The 16,954-nt window shown below is 67.5% G+C and carries 15 protein-coding genes; 8 read left to right on the top strand and 7 right to left on the bottom strand.

The window, feature by feature from the left end:
* Positions 1-59: 59 nt before the first annotated feature.
* Together AC1DQJ_RS06375 and AC1DQJ_RS06370 are read right to left on the bottom strand one after the other, a co-directional pair.
* Positions 60-2,495, bottom strand: coding sequence for a penicillin-binding protein 1A (locus AC1DQJ_RS06375; protein WP_477601394.1), 2,436 nt, complete (start codon positions 2,493-2,495; stop codon positions 60-62).
* Positions 2,496-2,525: 30 nt separating this feature from the next.
* On the bottom strand, positions 2,526-3,719 hold the full coding sequence (locus tag AC1DQJ_RS06370; RefSeq protein WP_477601392.1) for an N-acetylmuramoyl-L-alanine amidase family protein: 1,194 nt from the start codon (positions 3,717-3,719) through the stop codon (positions 2,526-2,528).
* Positions 3,720-4,134: 415 nt separating this feature from the next.
* Between AC1DQJ_RS06370 and AC1DQJ_RS06365 the strand changes: the two genes are divergently transcribed.
* The 4 genes from AC1DQJ_RS06365 to AC1DQJ_RS06350 all read left to right on the top strand — a co-directional run bounded on the left by AC1DQJ_RS06365 (position 4,135) and on the right by AC1DQJ_RS06350 (position 10,771).
* Entirely contained in the window at positions 4,135-6,798 is a 2,664-nt protein-coding gene (locus AC1DQJ_RS06365) for an Rne/Rng family ribonuclease (RefSeq protein ID WP_477601390.1), read from the top strand.
* A gap of 116 nt (positions 6,799-6,914) precedes the next feature.
* On the top strand, positions 6,915-8,318 hold the full coding sequence (locus AC1DQJ_RS06360) for a M48 family metalloprotease (RefSeq protein WP_477601388.1): 1,404 nt from the start codon (positions 6,915-6,917) through the stop codon (positions 8,316-8,318).
* Between the two features lie 102 nt (positions 8,319-8,420).
* Positions 8,421-9,173: a DsbA family protein gene (locus AC1DQJ_RS06355; protein WP_477601386.1), complete on the top strand. Its 753-nt coding sequence runs from the start codon at positions 8,421-8,423 to the stop codon at positions 9,171-9,173.
* A gap of 95 nt (positions 9,174-9,268) precedes the next feature.
* Positions 9,269-10,771, top strand: a complete 1,503-nt coding sequence (locus tag AC1DQJ_RS06350) for an FAD-dependent oxidoreductase (protein ID WP_477601384.1) — start codon at positions 9,269-9,271, stop codon at positions 10,769-10,771.
* On the opposite strand, the gene AC1DQJ_RS06345 is transcribed toward AC1DQJ_RS06350, so the two are convergent.
* The 4 genes from AC1DQJ_RS06345 to thiS all read right to left on the bottom strand — a co-directional run bounded on the left by AC1DQJ_RS06345 (position 10,749) and on the right by thiS (position 13,258).
* The gene (locus AC1DQJ_RS06345) at positions 10,749-11,549 is read right to left on the bottom strand and encodes an SDR family oxidoreductase (RefSeq protein ID WP_477601382.1); all 801 of its coding nucleotides are present in this window, start codon (positions 11,547-11,549) and stop codon (positions 10,749-10,751) included. The genes AC1DQJ_RS06350 and AC1DQJ_RS06345 overlap by 23 nt on opposite strands.
* A gap of 67 nt (positions 11,550-11,616) precedes the next feature.
* Complete coding sequence (locus AC1DQJ_RS06340) at positions 11,617-12,267, bottom strand: DsbA family protein (RefSeq protein WP_477601380.1); 651 nt, start codon at positions 12,265-12,267, stop codon at positions 11,617-11,619.
* Complete coding sequence (locus AC1DQJ_RS06335; RefSeq protein ID WP_477601378.1) at positions 12,268-13,056, bottom strand: thiazole synthase; 789 nt, start codon at positions 13,054-13,056, stop codon at positions 12,268-12,270.
* A gap of 1 nt (position 13,057) precedes the next feature.
* Entirely contained in the window at positions 13,058-13,258 is a 201-nt protein-coding gene (thiS, locus tag AC1DQJ_RS06330) for a sulfur carrier protein ThiS (RefSeq protein WP_477601376.1), read from the bottom strand.
* A gap of 87 nt (positions 13,259-13,345) precedes the next feature.
* Between thiS and AC1DQJ_RS06325 the strand changes: the two genes are divergently transcribed.
* From AC1DQJ_RS06325 to aat, 4 genes are read left to right on the top strand one after another with little or no spacing between them, the layout of a single operon-like run.
* Complete coding sequence (locus AC1DQJ_RS06325; RefSeq protein WP_477601374.1) at positions 13,346-13,783, top strand: type II 3-dehydroquinate dehydratase; 438 nt, start codon at positions 13,346-13,348, stop codon at positions 13,781-13,783.
* A gap of 22 nt (positions 13,784-13,805) precedes the next feature.
* Positions 13,806-14,282: an acetyl-CoA carboxylase biotin carboxyl carrier protein gene (accB, locus tag AC1DQJ_RS06320; RefSeq protein ID WP_477601372.1), complete on the top strand. Its 477-nt coding sequence runs from the start codon at positions 13,806-13,808 to the stop codon at positions 14,280-14,282.
* A 4-nt stretch (positions 14,283-14,286) separates the two neighbouring features.
* Positions 14,287-15,636, top strand: coding sequence for an acetyl-CoA carboxylase biotin carboxylase subunit (accC, locus tag AC1DQJ_RS06315; protein WP_477601370.1), 1,350 nt, complete (start codon positions 14,287-14,289; stop codon positions 15,634-15,636).
* Positions 15,637-15,689: 53 nt separating this feature from the next.
* Complete coding sequence (gene aat / locus AC1DQJ_RS06310) at positions 15,690-16,337, top strand: leucyl/phenylalanyl-tRNA--protein transferase (RefSeq protein WP_477601368.1); 648 nt, start codon at positions 15,690-15,692, stop codon at positions 16,335-16,337.
* Here aat and AC1DQJ_RS06305 read toward each other — a convergent pair.
* Positions 16,277-16,954, bottom strand: a complete 678-nt coding sequence (locus tag AC1DQJ_RS06305; protein ID WP_477601366.1) for a DUF2155 domain-containing protein — start codon at positions 16,952-16,954, stop codon at positions 16,277-16,279. The genes aat and AC1DQJ_RS06305 overlap by 61 nt on opposite strands.

The raw sequence follows: 16,954 nt of genomic DNA, 5'->3' as shown, positions 1-16,954 counted from the left end.
GAAGTGTTCTGGGGCCGCGGCAGATAGCGCGCGCCGGGGGGTATTACAATGCCTCGCGGCTAGTAGAGCCCCGACATGTCGTCCTTCTTCTTCGGCGGCGGTGCGGCCGACGACGGAGCCGGCGTCGTCAGTTTCCCGTCCGGCCAGACCTGGCTGTAGGGCTGCGGGCCGCCGATCGGCGGGCTGGCCGGCGCGATCGCCACCTTGGGCTCCGTGCCCGGGCGGAATGCCTCGCGGATGCCGCGGACCGTAGCGAACTTGGCGTTCTTGGGCGCCTTGAACTCGTCCTTCGGCAGGTTCTTGGTGGCCTCGGCCATGAACTCGACGAAGATCGGCACCGCCGCCGTGGTCCCGGTCTCTCCGTCGCCCAGGCTGCGGTTGTCGTCAAAGCCGACGAACACCCCGGCCACGATCTGTGGCGTGAAGCCGACGAACCAGGCGCTGCGGTACTCGTTGGTGGTGCCGGTCTTGCCGCCGACCGGGCGGCCGAGCGACGAAGCCTGGACGGCCGTGCCGCGTTGGACCACGCCCTGCAGCATCGAGGTGATCTGATAGGCGGTGATCGGATCCATCACCTGCTCGCCGCCGGGCGGGACGCGCGGGCTCTCGTCGCCGTTGAACCCGACCTCGCAGCGCGGGCAGTCGCGCTTGTCGGCGCGGAAGATGGTCTCGCCGTTGCGGTCCTGGACCAGCTCGATCAGGTGCGGTTCGATCCGCCGGCCACCGTTGACGAAGGTCGCGTAGGCCGCGGTCAGCTTGAACGGCGTGGTTTCCCCCGCCCCGAGCGCCATGGCCAGGACTTTGTCCATCTTCTTGACCACGCCCATCTTCACGGCGAGTTCGCTGATCCGCTTCATGCCGACGCCTTGGGCCAGGCGCACGGTCATGGCGTTGCGTGACAGCTCAAGCCCGCGCCGCAGGGTCAGGGCGCCGTAATAGCGCTTGTTGTAGTTCTCCGGCGACCAGTCCTGGCCAGCCGCGCCGCGCAGGGTGATCGCCGAGTCCATGACCACGCTCGATGGCGTGTAGCCGCTCTCCAGGGCCGCCGCATAGACGATCGGCTTGAAGGCCGAACCCGGCTGGCGCATCGCCTGAGTGGCGCGGTTGAAGTTCGACAGCGAGAACGAATAGCCGCCGACCATGGCCAGCACCCGGCCCGAATTGGGCTCCATGGCCACCAGCGCGCCGTTCACCTGCGGCACCTGGCGCAGGCGGAAGCCGCCGCCCTCCGCCGGCTCGACGAAGATCAGGTCGCCGGACTTCAGGCCCTTGCCGGCCCTGGCCCAGGCCACGTCCTGCTCGACGATGGAGCCAGTGGTCCCGTCTCCCGCCAGCCGCACCCGGACATTGCCGCCGGAGGCGTCGGTGATCAGGGCGGCGCGCCAGTCGCGGCGCTCGGCCGGCTGGCTCTTCTGCTTGGCGACCTGCTCCCAGCCCTCGGCGGTGTCGACATGACCCCAGGCTCCGCGCCAGCCGTGCCGGCGGTCGTATTGCTCCAGGCCGTTCATCAGTGCGACACGGGCGGCCGTCTGCAGCTGCGGGTCCAGCGTCGTGCGCATGTAGTAGCCGCCCTCGTTGAGGCGCTGGCCGAGCGTGGCCAGGCCCCGCTGGCGCACTTCCTCGACGAAGAAGTCGGCGTCCCGGTACTTGGCGCGGGTCGGGGCCTTCTGGACCTTCAGGTCCTCTTTCTTGGCCGCCTCGACCGCGGCGCGGTCGGCCCAGCCGAGATCGGCCATCTGGTCCAGCACCCAGTTTCGGCGGGCGATCGCCTGCGACTTGCGGCGGATCGGATGATAGTTGTCCGGCCCCTTGGGCAGCGCCGCCAGATAGGCGGCCTCGGCCAGGGTGAGGTCGGTGATCGACTTGCCGAAGTAGTTATAGGCGGCCGCGCCGACCCCATAGGAGCGGTAGCCGAGCCAAATCTCGTTCAGATAGAGCTCGAGGATCTGCTCCTTGTTGAGCGTCTGCTCCAGCCGCCCGGCCAGGATCGCTTCCTTGAGCTTGCGGCCCACGGTGGCGTCGCTGGTCAGCAGGACGTTCTTGGCCACCTGCTGCGTGATGGTCGAACCGCCTTCCAGGCGCCGACCGTTGACCGCGTTGATCACGTTCTTCGCCATCGCCCGGGTCAGGCCCATGGCGTCGACGCCGCCATGGCTGAAGAAGTTGCGGTCCTCGGCGGCCAGGAACGCCTGGGCCAGGTGCGGCGGGATGTTGTCGTACGGCACATAGATGCGGCGTTCGCGCGAAAACTCGCCGATCAGCACCCCGTCCCACGCATAGGCGCGCGTCGCCGTCGGCGGCCGGTAGTCGGCCAGATCCGAGGCGTCGGGCATGTCGTGGAAGAGCCAGGCGGCATAGATGGCGATGGCGAATCCGGCCAGCGCAATAGCGCTCAGCACCGTCACCCCGGCGACCGCAATCCATCTTTCGGGGGGCTTCAAACTGACCGACCTCCGCGGGGCGAGCCCCGTCCGATGGGCTGGTCTAGCGTGCATCGCGCCGGGCGCCAACGGCCCTGCGTCAGCTTAGCGCGAAGCGAGCTGAGTGGTCTGTCCGAAGTAGTCGTCGATGGCCTCGGTCACCGAACCCATCAGCCGCGTACGGCGACCGGGGTCGCGCAGCACGGCCTCGTCGGCGGTGTTGGTGATGAAGCCCATTTCCAGCAACACCGCCGGCACGTCCGGCGCCAGCAGCACCGCCAGCCCGGCCTCGCGATGGCTCCGCCGCAGCAGCGGCTGATGGTCGCTGACCCGGTTCAGCAGCACCTCGGCGAAGGTCGCCGAGCGGTTGCGGGTCATGCGCTGGGTCAGGTCCAGCAGGATGGTCGAAACCCCATGGTCGCCATGGCTGCCGGCCTGCATGAACCAATCGTCCTTGCTGACGAACTTGGCCGAGCGTCCGGTGGCGCGGTCGGCCAGGGTGTAGACGCTGGCGCCGCGCAGGCTCGGATCGGTGCCGGAGTCGGCGTGCAGCGAGATGAACAGGTCGGCGTCGGCGCGGCGGGCGACCTGCACCCGCACGGCGTGATCGACGTAGACGTCGGCGTCGCGGGTCATCACCACCTTGTAGCGGCCGGTCTTCTCGAGCTGGCTCTTCAGGGCCCGCGCGGCGGCCAGGGTGACGTCCTTCTCACTGCCGTCCGCGCCCTTGGCGCCGGGGTCCTTGCCCCCGTGGCCAGCGTCGATGACCACGACCTTCTTGAGCGGCAGCGCCGACTTGGCCGGCTTCACCGCCGCGGAGATGAATCGCGCCGCGCCCGGCTGGGCCACGACCTTGACGCTGTCCGGCCCCTTGGCGGCCAGGTCGATTACATAGCGATAATTTGCGACGCCGTCGGCCGGCGGCAGCAGGAAGCGACGCTTGATGACGGCGTCGGCCGCCAGGTCGATGCGCAGTCGCGCCCCGCCGGGAGTCTCGTCCACCACCCAGGCCTTCACGAGGCCCAAGCCCCCGCCCTGCAGTTCGCTGTCCACTGACACGCCCGGCAGGTTCATGACCACTCGGCGATCGTCTGAACCGTCGGACGCCACCTTGCCGCTGGCGGAGTGGTCGAGATCGATGACGATGCGGGTTTCGGCGCGATCTCCGCCGAGGCGGACCTTCAGGACGTCGGCCTTGGTCCCGGCGGCTTGCGCCCCGGCCACGATCGCCAGACAGCAGACCATCGCCCCGGCGACCGCCAGCGCAACCCTTCCGCGGATTCTGAGAACGCCGCCCATACGCGCAGCCCCGTTACACTTTTGTACAGTCCTACCCCATATAGAGGTCAACGGCGTGGACAAACGGTTAACCCTGCCCTTACGCGCCAGCATTGCGGTCGTGCGGCTTTCCTTTTTGCCGCCAGTGTTGCAATGTCCGCCCGCGCTGACCGCGCGCACCTTGCGTCGCAAGGCCGTGGTTCACGCGACCAAAGCCTGCGTCGGCTCCGCCCCCTAGGCGACCACGCGCCATCCGATCCGCGCTCATCGTTGAGCGCGCCTGGGAACACACCAATGGGCAGCGCCGCTCGAGCCCTATTTCGGCCTACCGCCCGCCTTGTCGGCTCCGACAAGGCGATGGGCGGTGGCGCGCGCGCCCTCCTGACAGACCGGCGGCGCCCGAACCACGAGTTCGCGGCGCGCCTCGGAGACTTATATGTCCAAGAAGATGTTGATCGACGCCGCACACGCCGAAGAGACGCGTGTCGTGGTGATCGACGGATCCCGTGTTGAAGAATTCGATTTCGAAAGTCAGAACAGGAAGCAGCTCAGAGGCAATATCTATCTCGCCAAGGTGACGCGCGTTGAGCCGTCGCTGCAGGCTGCCTTTATCGAGTACGGCGGCAATCGCCACGGCTTCCTGGCCTTCAACGAAATCCACCCCGACTACTACCAGATCCCCGTCGCCGACCGCGAAGCGCTGATGCGCGAAGAGGCCGACGAAGAGGACGAGATCGCCGAATCCCGCAGCCGCGGCTCGGACGATGAAGACGAAGACGCCGCTGACGCCGACGAAGACGACGTCATGGAAGAAGAAGTCGCCCGGCGCCGCCGGCGGCTGATGCGTCGCTACAAGATCCAGGAAGTGATCCGCCGCCGGCAGATCATGCTGGTTCAGGTCGTCAAGGAAGAGCGTGGCAACAAGGGCGCGGCCCTGACCACCTACCTGTCCCTGGCCGGGCGCTACGGCGTCCTGATGCCTAACACCGCCCGTGGCGGCGGCATCAGCCGCAAGATCACCGCGGCCACCGACCGCAAGCGCCTGAAGGGCGTGGTCCAGAGCCTGGACGTGCCGGACGGCATGGGCCTGATCGTCCGCACGGCCGGCGCCAAGCGCACCAAGGCCGAGATCAAGCGCGACTACGAATATCTCCTGCGTCTGTGGGAGAACATCCGCGACACCACCCTGCACTCCGTGGCCCCCGCCCTCATTTACGAGGAAGAGGACCTGGTGAAGCGCACCATCCGCGACCTCTATGACAAGGACATTGACGAGGTCTGGGTCGAGGGCGAAGCCGGCTTCAAGGAAGCCCGCGACTTCATGCGCATGCTGATGCCGTCGCAGGCCAAGAAGGTGCAGCCCTACCGCGAGGCGACGCCGCTGTTCGTCAAGCACCGCGTCGAAGACCACCTCAGCCAGATCTATTCGCCGGTCGTGCCCCTGCGCTCGGGCGGCTACCTGGTGATCAACCAGACCGAAGCCCTGGTGGCCGTGGACGTCAACTCCGGCCGCGCCACGCGCGAACGGAACATCGAGGCGACCGCGCTCAAGACCAACATGGAAGCGGCCGAAGAAGCCGCCCGTCAGCTGCGGCTGCGCGACCTGGCCGGCCTGGTCGTCATCGACTTCATCGACATGGATGAGTCGAAGAACAACCGCGCCGTCGAGAAGAAGCTGAAGGACGCGCTGAAGGACGACCGCGCTCGCGTCCAGATGGGCAAGATCAGCGCCTTCGGCCTGATGGAAATCAGCCGCCAGCGCCGCCGTTCCGGCGTGCTGGAAGGCACCACCCACGTCTGCGAACATTGCGCCGGCACCGGCCGCGTGCGCTCGGTGGAATCCAGCGCCCTGTCGGCCCTGCGCGCCGTGGAGATCGAAGCCCTGAAAGGCGGCGGCGAAGCGACCCTTAAGGTGCCGCGCGCTGTCGGCCTCTACATTCTCAACGAGAAGCGCAATCACCTGGCGCGCCTCCACGAGAACCTGGGCCTGTTCATCACCATCGCCATCGATGACGCTCTGGCCCATGCCGATCACGAGATCGAGCGGACCGCCAGCGAGACCCGGCCCGAACACGTCGCCCTCATCCATCACGCCCCCGTCCAGGCCTATCAGCCGGCCGACGACGACTTCGACGACGAAGCCTTCGACGACGAAGCGGAGGAAGAGGAAGAAGAAGAAGAAGACGAAGACGCCATCGATCGGGAAGCGACCGACGACGACGAAGCCGAGCATCGCTTCCAGGATCACGAGGAAGAGGGTGAAGGCGACGATCGCAGCCGCCGCGGCCGCCGCCGTCGCCGCCGTGGACGCCGCGATGGCGAACCGCGCGCCGAGGCCCGCACCGAAGCTCGCACCGAGGCGCCCCGCGAAGCCGGCGAGCGCCCGCCCCGCCCGGTCGACGATGACGACGGCGGACGCCGCCGTCGCCGTGGACGCCGCGGTGGTCGTCGGATGCGCGACGATGGACGTCCGGCTGAGATGTTCTCCTGGACCCGCCCGTGGGTGCCCTACGGCGACGATCCCTTTGTCTGGCATGATCCGTCGGAGGACTTCCCCGCGGCTCGCGGTCCGGCTCCGACGCCGGCCGAGGCTCGCACGCCCGTCGCCGCTGCGGCTGAAGCCGCGGCGCCTTCGCCGAGCGTGAGCGATCAGCCTGACGTCGATCTGGACGTCTGGGTCGAACTGCCGGCCGTCGACGACAAGCCGAAGAAGGGGCGTTCGCGCCGCGGTCGCGGTCGCGGCAAGGCCGAGGCGGCTGAAGCGGTGGAAACCGTCGAGGTCGTGAGCATCGTCGAAGCCGAGCCGGAACCGGCGGTCGAACCGCAACCGGAGCCGGTCGTGGAAGCCGAGCCCGTCGCCGAGGCGCCGCCGGCCAAGAAGCCGCGCGCCCGCCGGACTAAGGCCGCGGCCGCCGCCGAAGCCGCTGCGGAACCGGTCGTGGAAGCAGCACCTTCGCCTGAGCCGGCGCCGGAACCTGCGCCCGAGCCGGCCCCGGCCCCCGAACCGGTCGCGGCCGCCGCCGCACCGGCCGAGCCCGATCCCAACGAGATCGTGGCGCCGCCCCCGGTCCCGAAAAAGGGCTGGTGGCGCCGGGGCTAACCTGGCTGAACTGATAGGAAACCGGTTCGCCTAGCGCGAGCCGGTTTCCAGTCCGTCTGAAGCACGATAGGCTTCGAATCCTGGGGTTTTGCGGGGGCGGCTTGGAGTTGTTCGGCATGGCGTCCCCTGCCCGTTCCGTCTCGAAATACGCCCTTGTGGCGGTGACGGCCCTCAGCCTCACCCTCCAGGCCGCGCCCGTGCGGGCGGAAGACGGCATGGCCCTGATCCGGGACACTGAGATCGAGGAGATCCTGCGCAAGGACTCCGAGCCGATCTTCAAGGCCGCCGGCGTCGATGCGAAGTCGATCAACATTCTTCTGATCGGGTCGAAGGAGCTGAACGCCTTCGCCGCGCCCAGCACGATGGGCGTCTATACCGGCCTGATCCTGGAATCCGAGAACCCGAACCAGCTGCAGGGCGTCATCGCCCACGAAGTCGGCCACTTGGCGGCCGGCCATGCCGCTCGTTCCGGCGAGATGACCGCCGCCGGCATGACGCCTTTTCTGCTGACCATGGGCCTGGGCGTGCTCGCCGCGCTCGCCGGGTCCGGCGAAGGGGCCGCGGGCCTGATCGGCAGCGCCAACTACTTCGGGACCCTGGGCGCCATGGGCTACAGCCGCGAACAGGAAAGCCGCGCTGACCAGGCCGGGGCGGCGATGCTCGAGCGCGCGGGCCTGTCAGGGAAGGGCCTCGTCGATTTCTTCGACAACTTCCGATACCAGGAGGTCTTCCAGGAAGCGCGGCGCTTCGCCTATTTCCGCTCCCATCCCCTCTCGTCCTCGCGGATCGACGGCCTGCGGCACCGGGTCGAGCAGAACGCCCACTACGACACGCCCGACAGCCCCGAGGCGATCGCCGAACACAACATCATGAAGGCCAAGCTGGACGGGTTCCTGAACCCGACCGTGGCCATCACCAAGTACGGCGAGAAGGACACATCCTATTCGGCGCGCTACGCGCGGGCGATCGCCTACTACCAGATGAAGCAGCCCGACCAGTCGCTGAAGGTCCTGGACACGCTGCTCGCGGAGCAGCCGAACAATCCGTACCTATGGGAGCTGAAGGGCCAGGTCCTGTTCGAATTCGGCCGCGCGCCGGAAGCCGAGCAGCCGCAACGCAAGTCCGTGGAGCTGAAGCCCGACGCGCCGCTGCTGCGCATCAATCTCGGCCAGACGCTGATTGCCCTCGACGACGACAAGAAGGTCGAGGAAGGCGTCGGCGAGCTGAAGAAGGCGCTGACCCAGGAACACGACAACGCCCCCGCCTGGCGGATCCTGGCGCAAGCCTACGACAAGCAGGGCAAGGAGGGTCTCGCCCGCCTGGCCACCGGCGAGTACTTCTTCTCGGTCGGCGACGCGACCCAAGCGCGGGTGTTCGCCATGCGCGCCCGCGAGAAGCTGGACAAGGACACGCCGGAATGGCGCCGCGCCACCGACATCGTGCTGACATCCAATCCCAGCAAGGATGATCTGAAGGACCTGGCTTCCGAAGGGTCCATCAAAGGCCGCACTTCACGCTAGACCCTTTCCGATTCAGGTGGCTCAGCTGAACCGGACAAAAAGGGTCTATCTTCAAAAGTGTAGAGCCTTCGCAAAGCCCCGCTTCTCACCTATTTGGCTAGTATGACCACGATCTCCCGCGCCGCCCTGGCAGCCTGCGCCGCCCTCGCCCTGCCCCTCGCCGCCTGCCAGAAGCAGGACGACGCCTTCGGCCAGAAGGTGCGCGCCTACCTGCTCGAGCATCCAGAGGTGATCGAGGAAGCGGTGGTGAAGCTGCAGCAGAACAAACAGGCCGCCGCCCACGCCAGCGCCACGGCTTCGCTGGCCAAGTACCGCGACCAGCTGGAGCGCGACCCGCGCGACTTCGTCGCCAATCCGGACGGCAAGATCACCGTGGTCGAGTTCTTCGACTACCGCTGCGGCTACTGCAAGGTGAGCGCGCCGGAGGTGGTGAAGCTGATCGAAGAGCACCCGGACGTCCGCTTCGTGTTCAAGGAATTCCCGATCTTCGGGGGCGAGAGCGAGCTGGCCGCCCGGGTGGCGCTGTCACCGCAGGCGAAGCCCAAGACCCCGGAACTGTTCCAGCGCTTCATGGCTGAGAAGGCGCTCGACGAGGCCGCGATCGATCGCCACCTGCGCGCCGTCGGCGTCGATCCCGTCGCAGCGAAGAAGGCGGGAGAGAGCACCGAGATCCAGAAGCAGATCGCCGACATCCGCGCCCTGGCCCAGGCCCTGGCCATCGAAGGCACCCCCGCATTCGTCGTCGGCGATCGATTGATCCCCGGCGCCGACATGGACGCCCTGCGTGCGGCGATCGCCGAAGCCAAGACCGGTCAGCTGAAGACCCCCGGTTCGCCGAAGCTCGACAAGGGTTAAAGGCCAAGCTTCAAAGTCGGGCTTTTCGCCGCCGGCCGGCCCGGTTACCCTCGCCTTAGTGTGCTTTTGAGTCCGTCCGAAACACGGCGAGCGGAATGCACGAACGAGTGCTGGTAATCGGGGCTGGTATCGCCGGCCTGTGTACGGCGCTAGCCTTGGCGCCGACCGGGCGCGATATCGTCATTCTCGAACGAGATCCGGCGCCGCCCCGCGGCGACGCTGACCATGCCTTTGAGGAATGGAACCGCCGCGGCGTCGGTCACCTGCGCCATAGCCACGCGTTCCTGGCGCGCCTGCGGTCGATCATCAAGACCGAGCATCCCGACCTCCACGCCGAGCTGCTGCGCGCCGGCTGCCGCGAACTCGGCTTCGACCGGATGCTCACCGACCTCCAGAAGCCGGTCTATCGCCCGCAGCCCTCGGATCGCGACTTCGTGGTGCTGACCAGCCGCCGCACGACCTTGGAGCTGGTGATCCGTCGCTATGTCGAGCGCCACCCGAACGTCCGCATCGCCTCGGAGACCTTCGTTCGCAAGCTGCTCATCCAGCAACTTCCGGAGGGACTGCGGGTGCTGGGCGTCTCGGTCGCCGACGAGCAAGGCTCCCGGGACATCATCGGCGATGTGGTCATCGATGCCGGCGGCCGCACCTCCTCGGGCGTCGAGCAGCTGATCGAGGCCGGCGCGACGATCACCGAGGAGAGCGAGAGCGCCGGCATCCTCTACTTCACCCGCCACTATCGCCTGAACCCAGGCGTCGAGGAGCCGCCGCGCAGCAAGGCCTCGGCCACCGGCGACCTCGGCTTCCTCAAGTTCGGGCTGTTCCCGGCGGACAACGGCTGCTTCTCGATCACCATCTGCGTGCCCGAGCCCGAGCTCGAGATGCGCAAGGCGATCGTCGACCCCGCGACGTTCGACTCGATTTGCGCGCGCCTGCCGGGCCTGGCGCCGTGGATTTCCCCCCAGGTGTCGCAGGGAATCAGCCGGGTGTTCGGCATGGGCGACCTGCACAGCCGCTGGCGCAACCTCGCCGTGGACGGCGCTCCCGCGGTGCTCGGCTACTTCGCGGTCGGCGACAATCTGGTCCGCACCAACCCGCTCTATGGACGCGGCTGCTCGTTCGCCGCGGTCAGCGCCTACCTGCTGCGCGACGTCATGGTGTCGACCGCCCATGCCGGCGATCGGCTGGTCGAGTTCCAGGAACTCGTGAACCAGGAACTGCAGCCCTACTATCTGAGCATGCGCGACCAGGACCGCGGCTCAATCCGCCGCGCGCGCCAGCAGCTCACCCCTGGCTATCGCCCAAGCCTGAAGAGCAAGCTGATCAGGAGTTTCCTGGAGGACGGCGTGAACATCGCCGTGCGCTCCGACCCCGATCTGCTGCGCGAGGCGCTGCGCGGCTTCCACATGCTGGAGCACCCATCGGCCTGGCTGAAGCGCCCTGACAATATCGCCAAGGTGCTGCGCTATTGGCTCACCGGCCGGGACAAGAAGGCCGAGGCCTATCCGCCGAACCCCGGGCCGGGCCGCCGCGAGATGTTCCAGGCCCTCGGCCTTTCGGCCGACGCCGACCTGATCACGGCGCCGTCGGCGCGTTGAACAACCCGCCCTGGGCCATCTGATCCCGCACCGCCTCGGGCGTCAGGGTCGCGGCCTTGTCCAGTTCCACCAGTTCGGGCGGCACGTACCAGTGCAGCGTGTCGGCGTGGTAGGCCTCCCAGACCACCTTGGCGATCTCGACTGGCGGTATCGCTCGGAACATGCCCTCCTTTGGGGCCATCTCGGCTACGCCCGGCGGCAGGATTGGCGTGTCGATCACGCCCGGCAGCACATCGGCCACCCGAACCCCATAGGCTTTGAACTCGACTGAGAGGGCTTCGGAGAGGCCCTTCACCGCGTGCTTGGTCGCCGAATAGACAGCGATGTTGGCCATGCCGAAGGTCGCCGACGACGACGAGGTGGTGAAGCACAGCGACCCCGGCGTCGCCTTGAGCAGACCGATCGCCTCATGGATGCCGATCAACACGCCCATCAGGTTGACCTGCACGACGGCGATGACGTCCTCGAACGGCTGGTCGGCGAAGGGGCCGCCGCGGCCGATGCCGGCGTTGTTGAACAGCAGGTCGAGCTTGCCCTCGGTCGCTTCGGCGAATTCCTGCAAGGCGGCGCGGTAATCCTGCTGATCGGTGACGTCCAGCCGCCGCACGACGCAGTGCTCCGGCCCGAGATCCTGGCGGAGTTGAGCGAGCCCGGGCTCATTCACGTCATAGCCGCCGACGAACCAGCCCTTGGCCGCGAAGAGCCTCGCGGTCTCGCGCCCCATGCCCGAAGCTGCGCCGGTGATGAAGATCGCCTTGCGGCCGTTGGCCTTGCCCATGCAGCCCTCCAAGCTTTCGCTTTTTCGTGAGCCTAGAGCGCCTTCCGCCACGGAACGCCGCAGATTTTTACGAGCGCTTTTGCAGCCCCCGCTGCTTCAGACGCCACACCAGGACGTCGAAGCGATCCTGGCCGAAGAACGGCTCGCCTTCGAACACCATAGTCGGCACGCCCCAGTGACCGGACGCGCGATGGGCCTGCTGGCTGGCCTCTATCTCCGCCGCGATCTCGGCGGCCTTGCCCGCCGCCTCCGACTGAAGCGTGACCATATCGAGGCCCGCCCGCTCGATCGCTAGGGCCAGCTTGTCGCCCTCGTTCCAGGGCATGTCCTGGCCGTTCCAGATCAGGCGCGAGACCTCGTCGTAGAAAGCCAGCGCCTGTGGCGTGTGCGCCGCCACGACGCCCAGGGGCATCAGCAGGTCCAGGTGCGGTTGCTCGGCCGCGCCGTTGAGGTTCGCGCCGATCACCACCGGATCGGGCTTGGGCCAGACCAGCGGCAGGCCCAGAAAGTCCCCCAGCCGCCGGGCGTCGCGCACAAGGTATGGAACGAACAGCGGGTCCTGCTTGGTGAAGAACCCCTCCGAGCGGACCGCCAGCGGGTAAACCGGGCGCATCTGGACGTCGACGTCGTAGGTTTCCGAGAGTTCCCGCAAGCGCGGGGTCACCAGATAGGAATAGGGACTGCGGAAGGACCAGAAGACGTCGACGCTCAGGCTCATTCAGATCAGACCGGACAGCGGTGAGGATGGGTCAGCATACATACGTTTTGGCATACGACCTGCCAAAAATGCCTCCCGGCCCGCGATCACGGCGTGCTTCATGGCCACGGCCATGCGGATGGGGTCCTTGGCCTCGGCGATCGCGGTGTTCATGAGCACCGCATCACAGCCGATCTCCATGGCCAGCACGGCGTCCGAGGCCGTGCCCACGCCAGCGTCGACCAGCACGGGCACCTGCGACTGCTCGATGATCAGGCCCAGATTGAGGAAGTTCTGGATGCCGCGCCCAGACCCGATCGGCGCCGCGGCGGGCATGATCGCAGCAGCGCCAGCCTCCTCCAGCTTCTTGGCGTAAACCGGATCGTCCGTACAGTAGACCATCACCTGGAAGCCCTCGGACACCAGCAGCTTCAGCGCCCGCAGCGTCTCTTCCATGTCCGGCAGGAGGTGCTTGGTGTTGGACAGCACCTCCAGCTTCACCAGGTCCCAGCCGCCAGCCTCGCGCGCCAGGCGCAGGGTGCGGACCGCCTCCTCTCCGGTGTAGCAACCGGCGGTGTTGGGCAGGAACGTGAACCGGTCGGGCTTCACATAGTCGACCAGCATCGGCTGGCTGGGATCCGAGAGGTTCACGCGGCGCAGCGCGACGGTCACGATCTCGGCCCCGGCCGCCTCGGCCGCCGCCGCGTTCTGGGCGTAGTCCTTGTACTTTCCGGTGCCCACGATCAGGCGGGAGGTGAAGGTGCGGCCTGCGACCGTCCAGGTTTCTTGCGCTGGGACCGATCCGTCCATGTCAGCCGCCTCCGATAAAATGCACAATCTCGATGCGGTCGCCGTCGGCGAGCGCAGTCCCCCCATAGGCCGATCGCGGTACGATCTCCAGGTTGCGCTCCACCGCCACCTTGCGGGCGTCCAGGCCCAATTCGGCCACCAGCGCGGCCAGGGTGGAGACCCCGCCAAAGCTGCGATCTTCGCCGTTGATGGTCAGCGTCATGACGCCCTCGTGAAGCTTGAAGGTTCGCGATGCTTGTGACCCCCGCCGCCGCCCGTTACAAGACGGCGGAATCGACGGCGGAGCCGAATGTCGAAACCGATCTATGTGCTTAGCGGGCCCAACCTCAACCTCTTGGGGGTCCGGGAGCCGGAGATTTACGGAAAAGAGACGCTGGAGGACGTTCGCGCGCGCTGCGAACGTCGGGCCGGCGCCCTTGGTCATGCCGTGATCTTCCGCCAATCCAACCACGAGGGCCAACTGATCGACTGGGTGCAGGAGGCTCGCACCGAGGCCTGCGCGCTGGTGATCAATCCCGCGGGCTATGGTCACACTTCCGTGGCCCTGCTGGACGCGCTCAAAACCCTCGATATTCCTGTGGTTGAATGTCACCTATCCAACCCAGCGGCGCGTGAAGCGTTCCGCCGCGAAACCTATGTGTCCCTCGCCGCCACCGGGGTCGTTTCCGGCTTCGGCGGGGCGAGCTACGAACTGGCCGTCGAGGCCGCCGCGGGCCTGGCCCGCTAAAGCCAAAGCTAAGGATTATTATATGGCTAGCAGTCCCAAGGCCCCCGCCGACCCGATCGACGCGCGTCTGGTTCGCAAACTGGCCGACATTCTCACCGAGACCGGCCTGTCGGAAATCGAGGTCGAGCGCGACGGTCTGAAGATTCGCGTCGCCAAGACAATGACCGCGCCCGCGGCGATTCAGTACGCCCCTGCCCCGCTCGCCGCCCCGATGGCGGCCAGCGCCCCGGCCGCTGATGCGCCGGCCGCTGCGCCCGAGCGCAAGGGCGACGTGGTCAACTCACCGATGGTCGGCACCGTCTACCTGCAGCCGCAGCCCGACTCCCCGCCGTTCGTGAAGATCGGCGACGTCGTGACCGCGGGCCAGACCCTGCTGATCGTCGAAGCCATGAAGACGATGAACCCGATCCCCGCCCCGCGCGGCGGCAAGATCGTCGAGATCATCGTCCAGGACGCTCAGCCGGTCGAGTTCGGCGAGCCGCTGATCGTCATCGAGTAAGTCGATGTTCGACAAAATCCTCATCGCCAACCGAGGCGAGATCGCCCTGCGGGTCCACCGGGCCTGTAAGGAAATGGGTATCTCCACCGTGGCGGTCCATTCCGAAGCCGACGCCGGCGCCATGTGGGTGCGGCTGGCCGACGAAAGCGTCTGCATTGGTCCTGCCCCGGCGGCCAAAAGCTACCTGAACATTCCCTCGATCATCGCCGCGGCGGAGATCACCGGCGCTCAGGCGATTCACCCCGGCTACGGCTTCCTGTCGGAGAACGCGCGCTTCGCCGAGATCGTGGCGGCGCACGGGTTCACCTTCATCGGCCCGACCTCCGAGCACATCAAGATGATGGGCGACAAGATCACCGCCAAGCAGGCGGTGAGGGACGCTGGCATCCCCGTGGTGCCCGGCTCCGACGGAGCGGTCACGACCGAGGAAGAGGCCTTCGCGGCGGCCAAGGAGATCGGCTTCCCGGTCCTGATCAAGGCGGCGGCCGGCGGCGGCGGTCGCGGCATGAAGGTCGCCCAGACCCCGGACGACCTGGCCGAAGCGGTCTCCACCGCCCGTGCCGAGGCCAGAGCGGCCTTCGGCGACGACGCGGTCTACATGGAGCGTTACCTCCAGACCCCGCGCCACATCGAGATCCAGGTCATCGCCGACTCGTTCGGCAATGTCTGCCATCTGGGCGAACGCGACTGCTCGTTGCAGCGCCGGCACCAGAAGGTGCTCGAAGAGGCCCCCTCGCCGGTGATAGACGCCGCCGGCCGCGCCAAGATCGGCAAGGTCGTGGTCGATGCGATCAAGGCCATCGGCTACCTCGGCGTCGGCACCATCGAGTTCCTGTACGAGAACGGCGAGTTCTTCTTCATCGAGATGAACACCCGCCTGCAGGTCGAACACCCGGTCACCGAAGCCATCACCGGCATCGACCTGGTGCGTGAGCAGATCCGCATCGCCGCGGGCCTGCCTCTGTCCTTCAAGCAGGAGGACGTCGTGTTCGAGGGCCACGCCATCGAATGCCGGATCAACGCCGAGAATCCGAAGACCTTCGCGCCTTCGCCTGGCCTGGTCACCGACTTCCATGCTCCGGGCGGCCTGGGCGTGCGCCTCGATAGCGCGCTCTATGCGGGCTACTCGATCCCGCCCTACTACGACAGCCTGGTGGGCAAGCTCATCGTGCACGGTCGCGACCGGGAAGAGTGCATCGCCCGCGTGAACCGCTGCCTGGGCGAGATGGTCGTCGCCGGCATCGAGACCTCGATCCCGCTGTTCCAGGAACTGCTGCAACAGCCCGACTTCCTGACCGGCGACTACAACATCCATTGGCTCGAACGGTGGATGAAGGCGCAGGAAGAGGCGTAGTCTCAGGTCCTCCCCCGCTTTGTGGGGGAGGAAACTGCTTCTAAGCTCACTCCATGAAACGCTTCGGCCCTCGCGAGCTTCTCGAGTGCTACGCCCGCGGCGTGTTCCCGATGGCGGACGCGCGCGAGGACGACCGCGTCTTCCTGATCGATCCGGAGAAGCGCGGCGTCATCCCGCTCGACGGCTTCCACGTCTCACGCCGGCTGGCCCGGACCGTGCGCGCAGATCCCTTCGAGATCCGGATCGACACCGCCTTTCGCGAGGTCGTGCTGGAATGCGCCGCGCCCAAGCCCGGCCGCACCGAGACCTGGATCAACAGCGTCATCGAGGACCTCTACGCCCAGCTGTTCGACATGGGCCACGCCCATTGCGTCGAATGCTGGCTGGGTGAGGAACTAGTTGGCGGCCTCTATGGCGTCTCGCTCGGCGGCGCGTTCTTTGGAGAGAGCATGTTCAGCCGCCGCACGGACGCCTCGAAGGTCGCTCTGGTGCATCTGGTCGCCCGGCTGATCAGTGACGGCTACCGGCTGCTGGACGCCCAGTTTATCACCGACCACCTCAGCACCTTCGGCGCGGTGGAAATCCCCCGCCCCGAGTATCATCGCCGTCTCGCCCGGGCGCTCGACGCAAAGGCCGAGTTTCAGCGCGTAGCGACGGGAGCCGGCGCGGCGGCCCTGCAGGTGATCAGCCAGGCGTCATAGACCGGGTGCTCGAGCGGATTGAGCCCCGGCGACGAGGCGTACATCCAGCCGCGAAACGCCTGACGCGGCGGCGGCGTCGGCTTGCCGGGCGCCGTTCGCGGCTGGCTCTCGACGGTCACATGGGCGATGGAATCCTCGACCCCCTCGTCCGCGGCCGAGCGCTCGCAGGCTCGCACCGTGAAGACCAGATTCTTGTAGCGGACGGGCTTCCCGACCGCCGCCTCGAAGCGCATCGACTCGGCCGAGACCTTGTCCAGGGCCTGGATGACGGCGACGTCGTAGCGGGCGCGCCTGATCGCCGCCTCTGAGGGCTTGGCCGCGACCTGCGCCTTGGGCGGCGGCGCAGCCTCCACCTCTTCGGCCTCGATCGGCGGCGCGACCACGGGCGGCGGCGGCGTCACCTGCACCGGCGGAGCTTCCTCGTCCGCTGTCGGCAGTTGCGGAAGCGGCTGCGCGCCGTTGGGCGGCGGGGGCGTAATCAGGGGCGGCTGGCCGTTCGGGACGGCCGGCGTTGGCGATGTCGGCGCAGGTTGCGCCGTGACCATGCCGGCGCCCGCCAGGGCGCTCAGCGCGATGACCGCGGCGATGGCCTGATGGTTGGCTGGGCCGCGCGACAT

This window comes from Phenylobacterium sp. P4_E10, assembly GCF_056401675.1.
Note: the sequence above shows the minus strand (reverse complement) of the source record. Positions and strands in the feature narration are given on the sequence as shown.

Excerpts from the sequence above, each read along its gene's own strand:
- AC1DQJ_RS06325 (WP_477601374.1), top strand. The coding sequence starts at position 13,346 with ATGTCGAAACCGATCTATGTGCTTAGCGGGCCCAACCTCAACCTCTTG.
- AC1DQJ_RS06365 (WP_477601390.1), top strand. The coding sequence starts at position 4,135 with ATGTCCAAGAAGATGTTGATCGACGCCGCACACGCCGAAGAGACGCGT.
- AC1DQJ_RS06305 (WP_477601366.1), bottom strand. The coding sequence starts at position 16,954 with ATGTCGCGCGGCCCAGCCAACCATCAGGCCATCGCCGCGGTCATCGCG.
- AC1DQJ_RS06375 (WP_477601394.1), bottom strand. The coding sequence starts at position 2,495 with ATGCACGCTAGACCAGCCCATCGGACGGGGCTCGCCCCGCGGAGGTCG.
- accC (WP_477601370.1), top strand. The coding sequence starts at position 14,287 with ATGTTCGACAAAATCCTCATCGCCAACCGAGGCGAGATCGCCCTGCGG.
- aat (WP_477601368.1), top strand. The coding sequence starts at position 15,690 with ATGAAACGCTTCGGCCCTCGCGAGCTTCTCGAGTGCTACGCCCGCGGC.
- thiS (WP_477601376.1), bottom strand. The coding sequence starts at position 13,258 with ATGACGCTGACCATCAACGGCGAAGATCGCAGCTTTGGCGGGGTCTCC.
- AC1DQJ_RS06345 (WP_477601382.1), bottom strand. The coding sequence starts at position 11,549 with ATGGGCAAGGCCAACGGCCGCAAGGCGATCTTCATCACCGGCGCAGCT.
- AC1DQJ_RS06350 (WP_477601384.1), top strand. The coding sequence starts at position 9,269 with ATGCACGAACGAGTGCTGGTAATCGGGGCTGGTATCGCCGGCCTGTGT.
- AC1DQJ_RS06335 (WP_477601378.1), bottom strand. The coding sequence starts at position 13,056 with ATGGACGGATCGGTCCCAGCGCAAGAAACCTGGACGGTCGCAGGCCGC.
- AC1DQJ_RS06340 (WP_477601380.1), bottom strand. The coding sequence starts at position 12,267 with ATGAGCCTGAGCGTCGACGTCTTCTGGTCCTTCCGCAGTCCCTATTCC.
- accB (WP_477601372.1), top strand. The coding sequence starts at position 13,806 with ATGGCTAGCAGTCCCAAGGCCCCCGCCGACCCGATCGACGCGCGTCTG.
- AC1DQJ_RS06370 (WP_477601392.1), bottom strand. The coding sequence starts at position 3,719 with ATGGGCGGCGTTCTCAGAATCCGCGGAAGGGTTGCGCTGGCGGTCGCC.
- AC1DQJ_RS06355 (WP_477601386.1), top strand. The coding sequence starts at position 8,421 with ATGACCACGATCTCCCGCGCCGCCCTGGCAGCCTGCGCCGCCCTCGCC.
- AC1DQJ_RS06360 (WP_477601388.1), top strand. The coding sequence starts at position 6,915 with ATGGCGTCCCCTGCCCGTTCCGTCTCGAAATACGCCCTTGTGGCGGTG.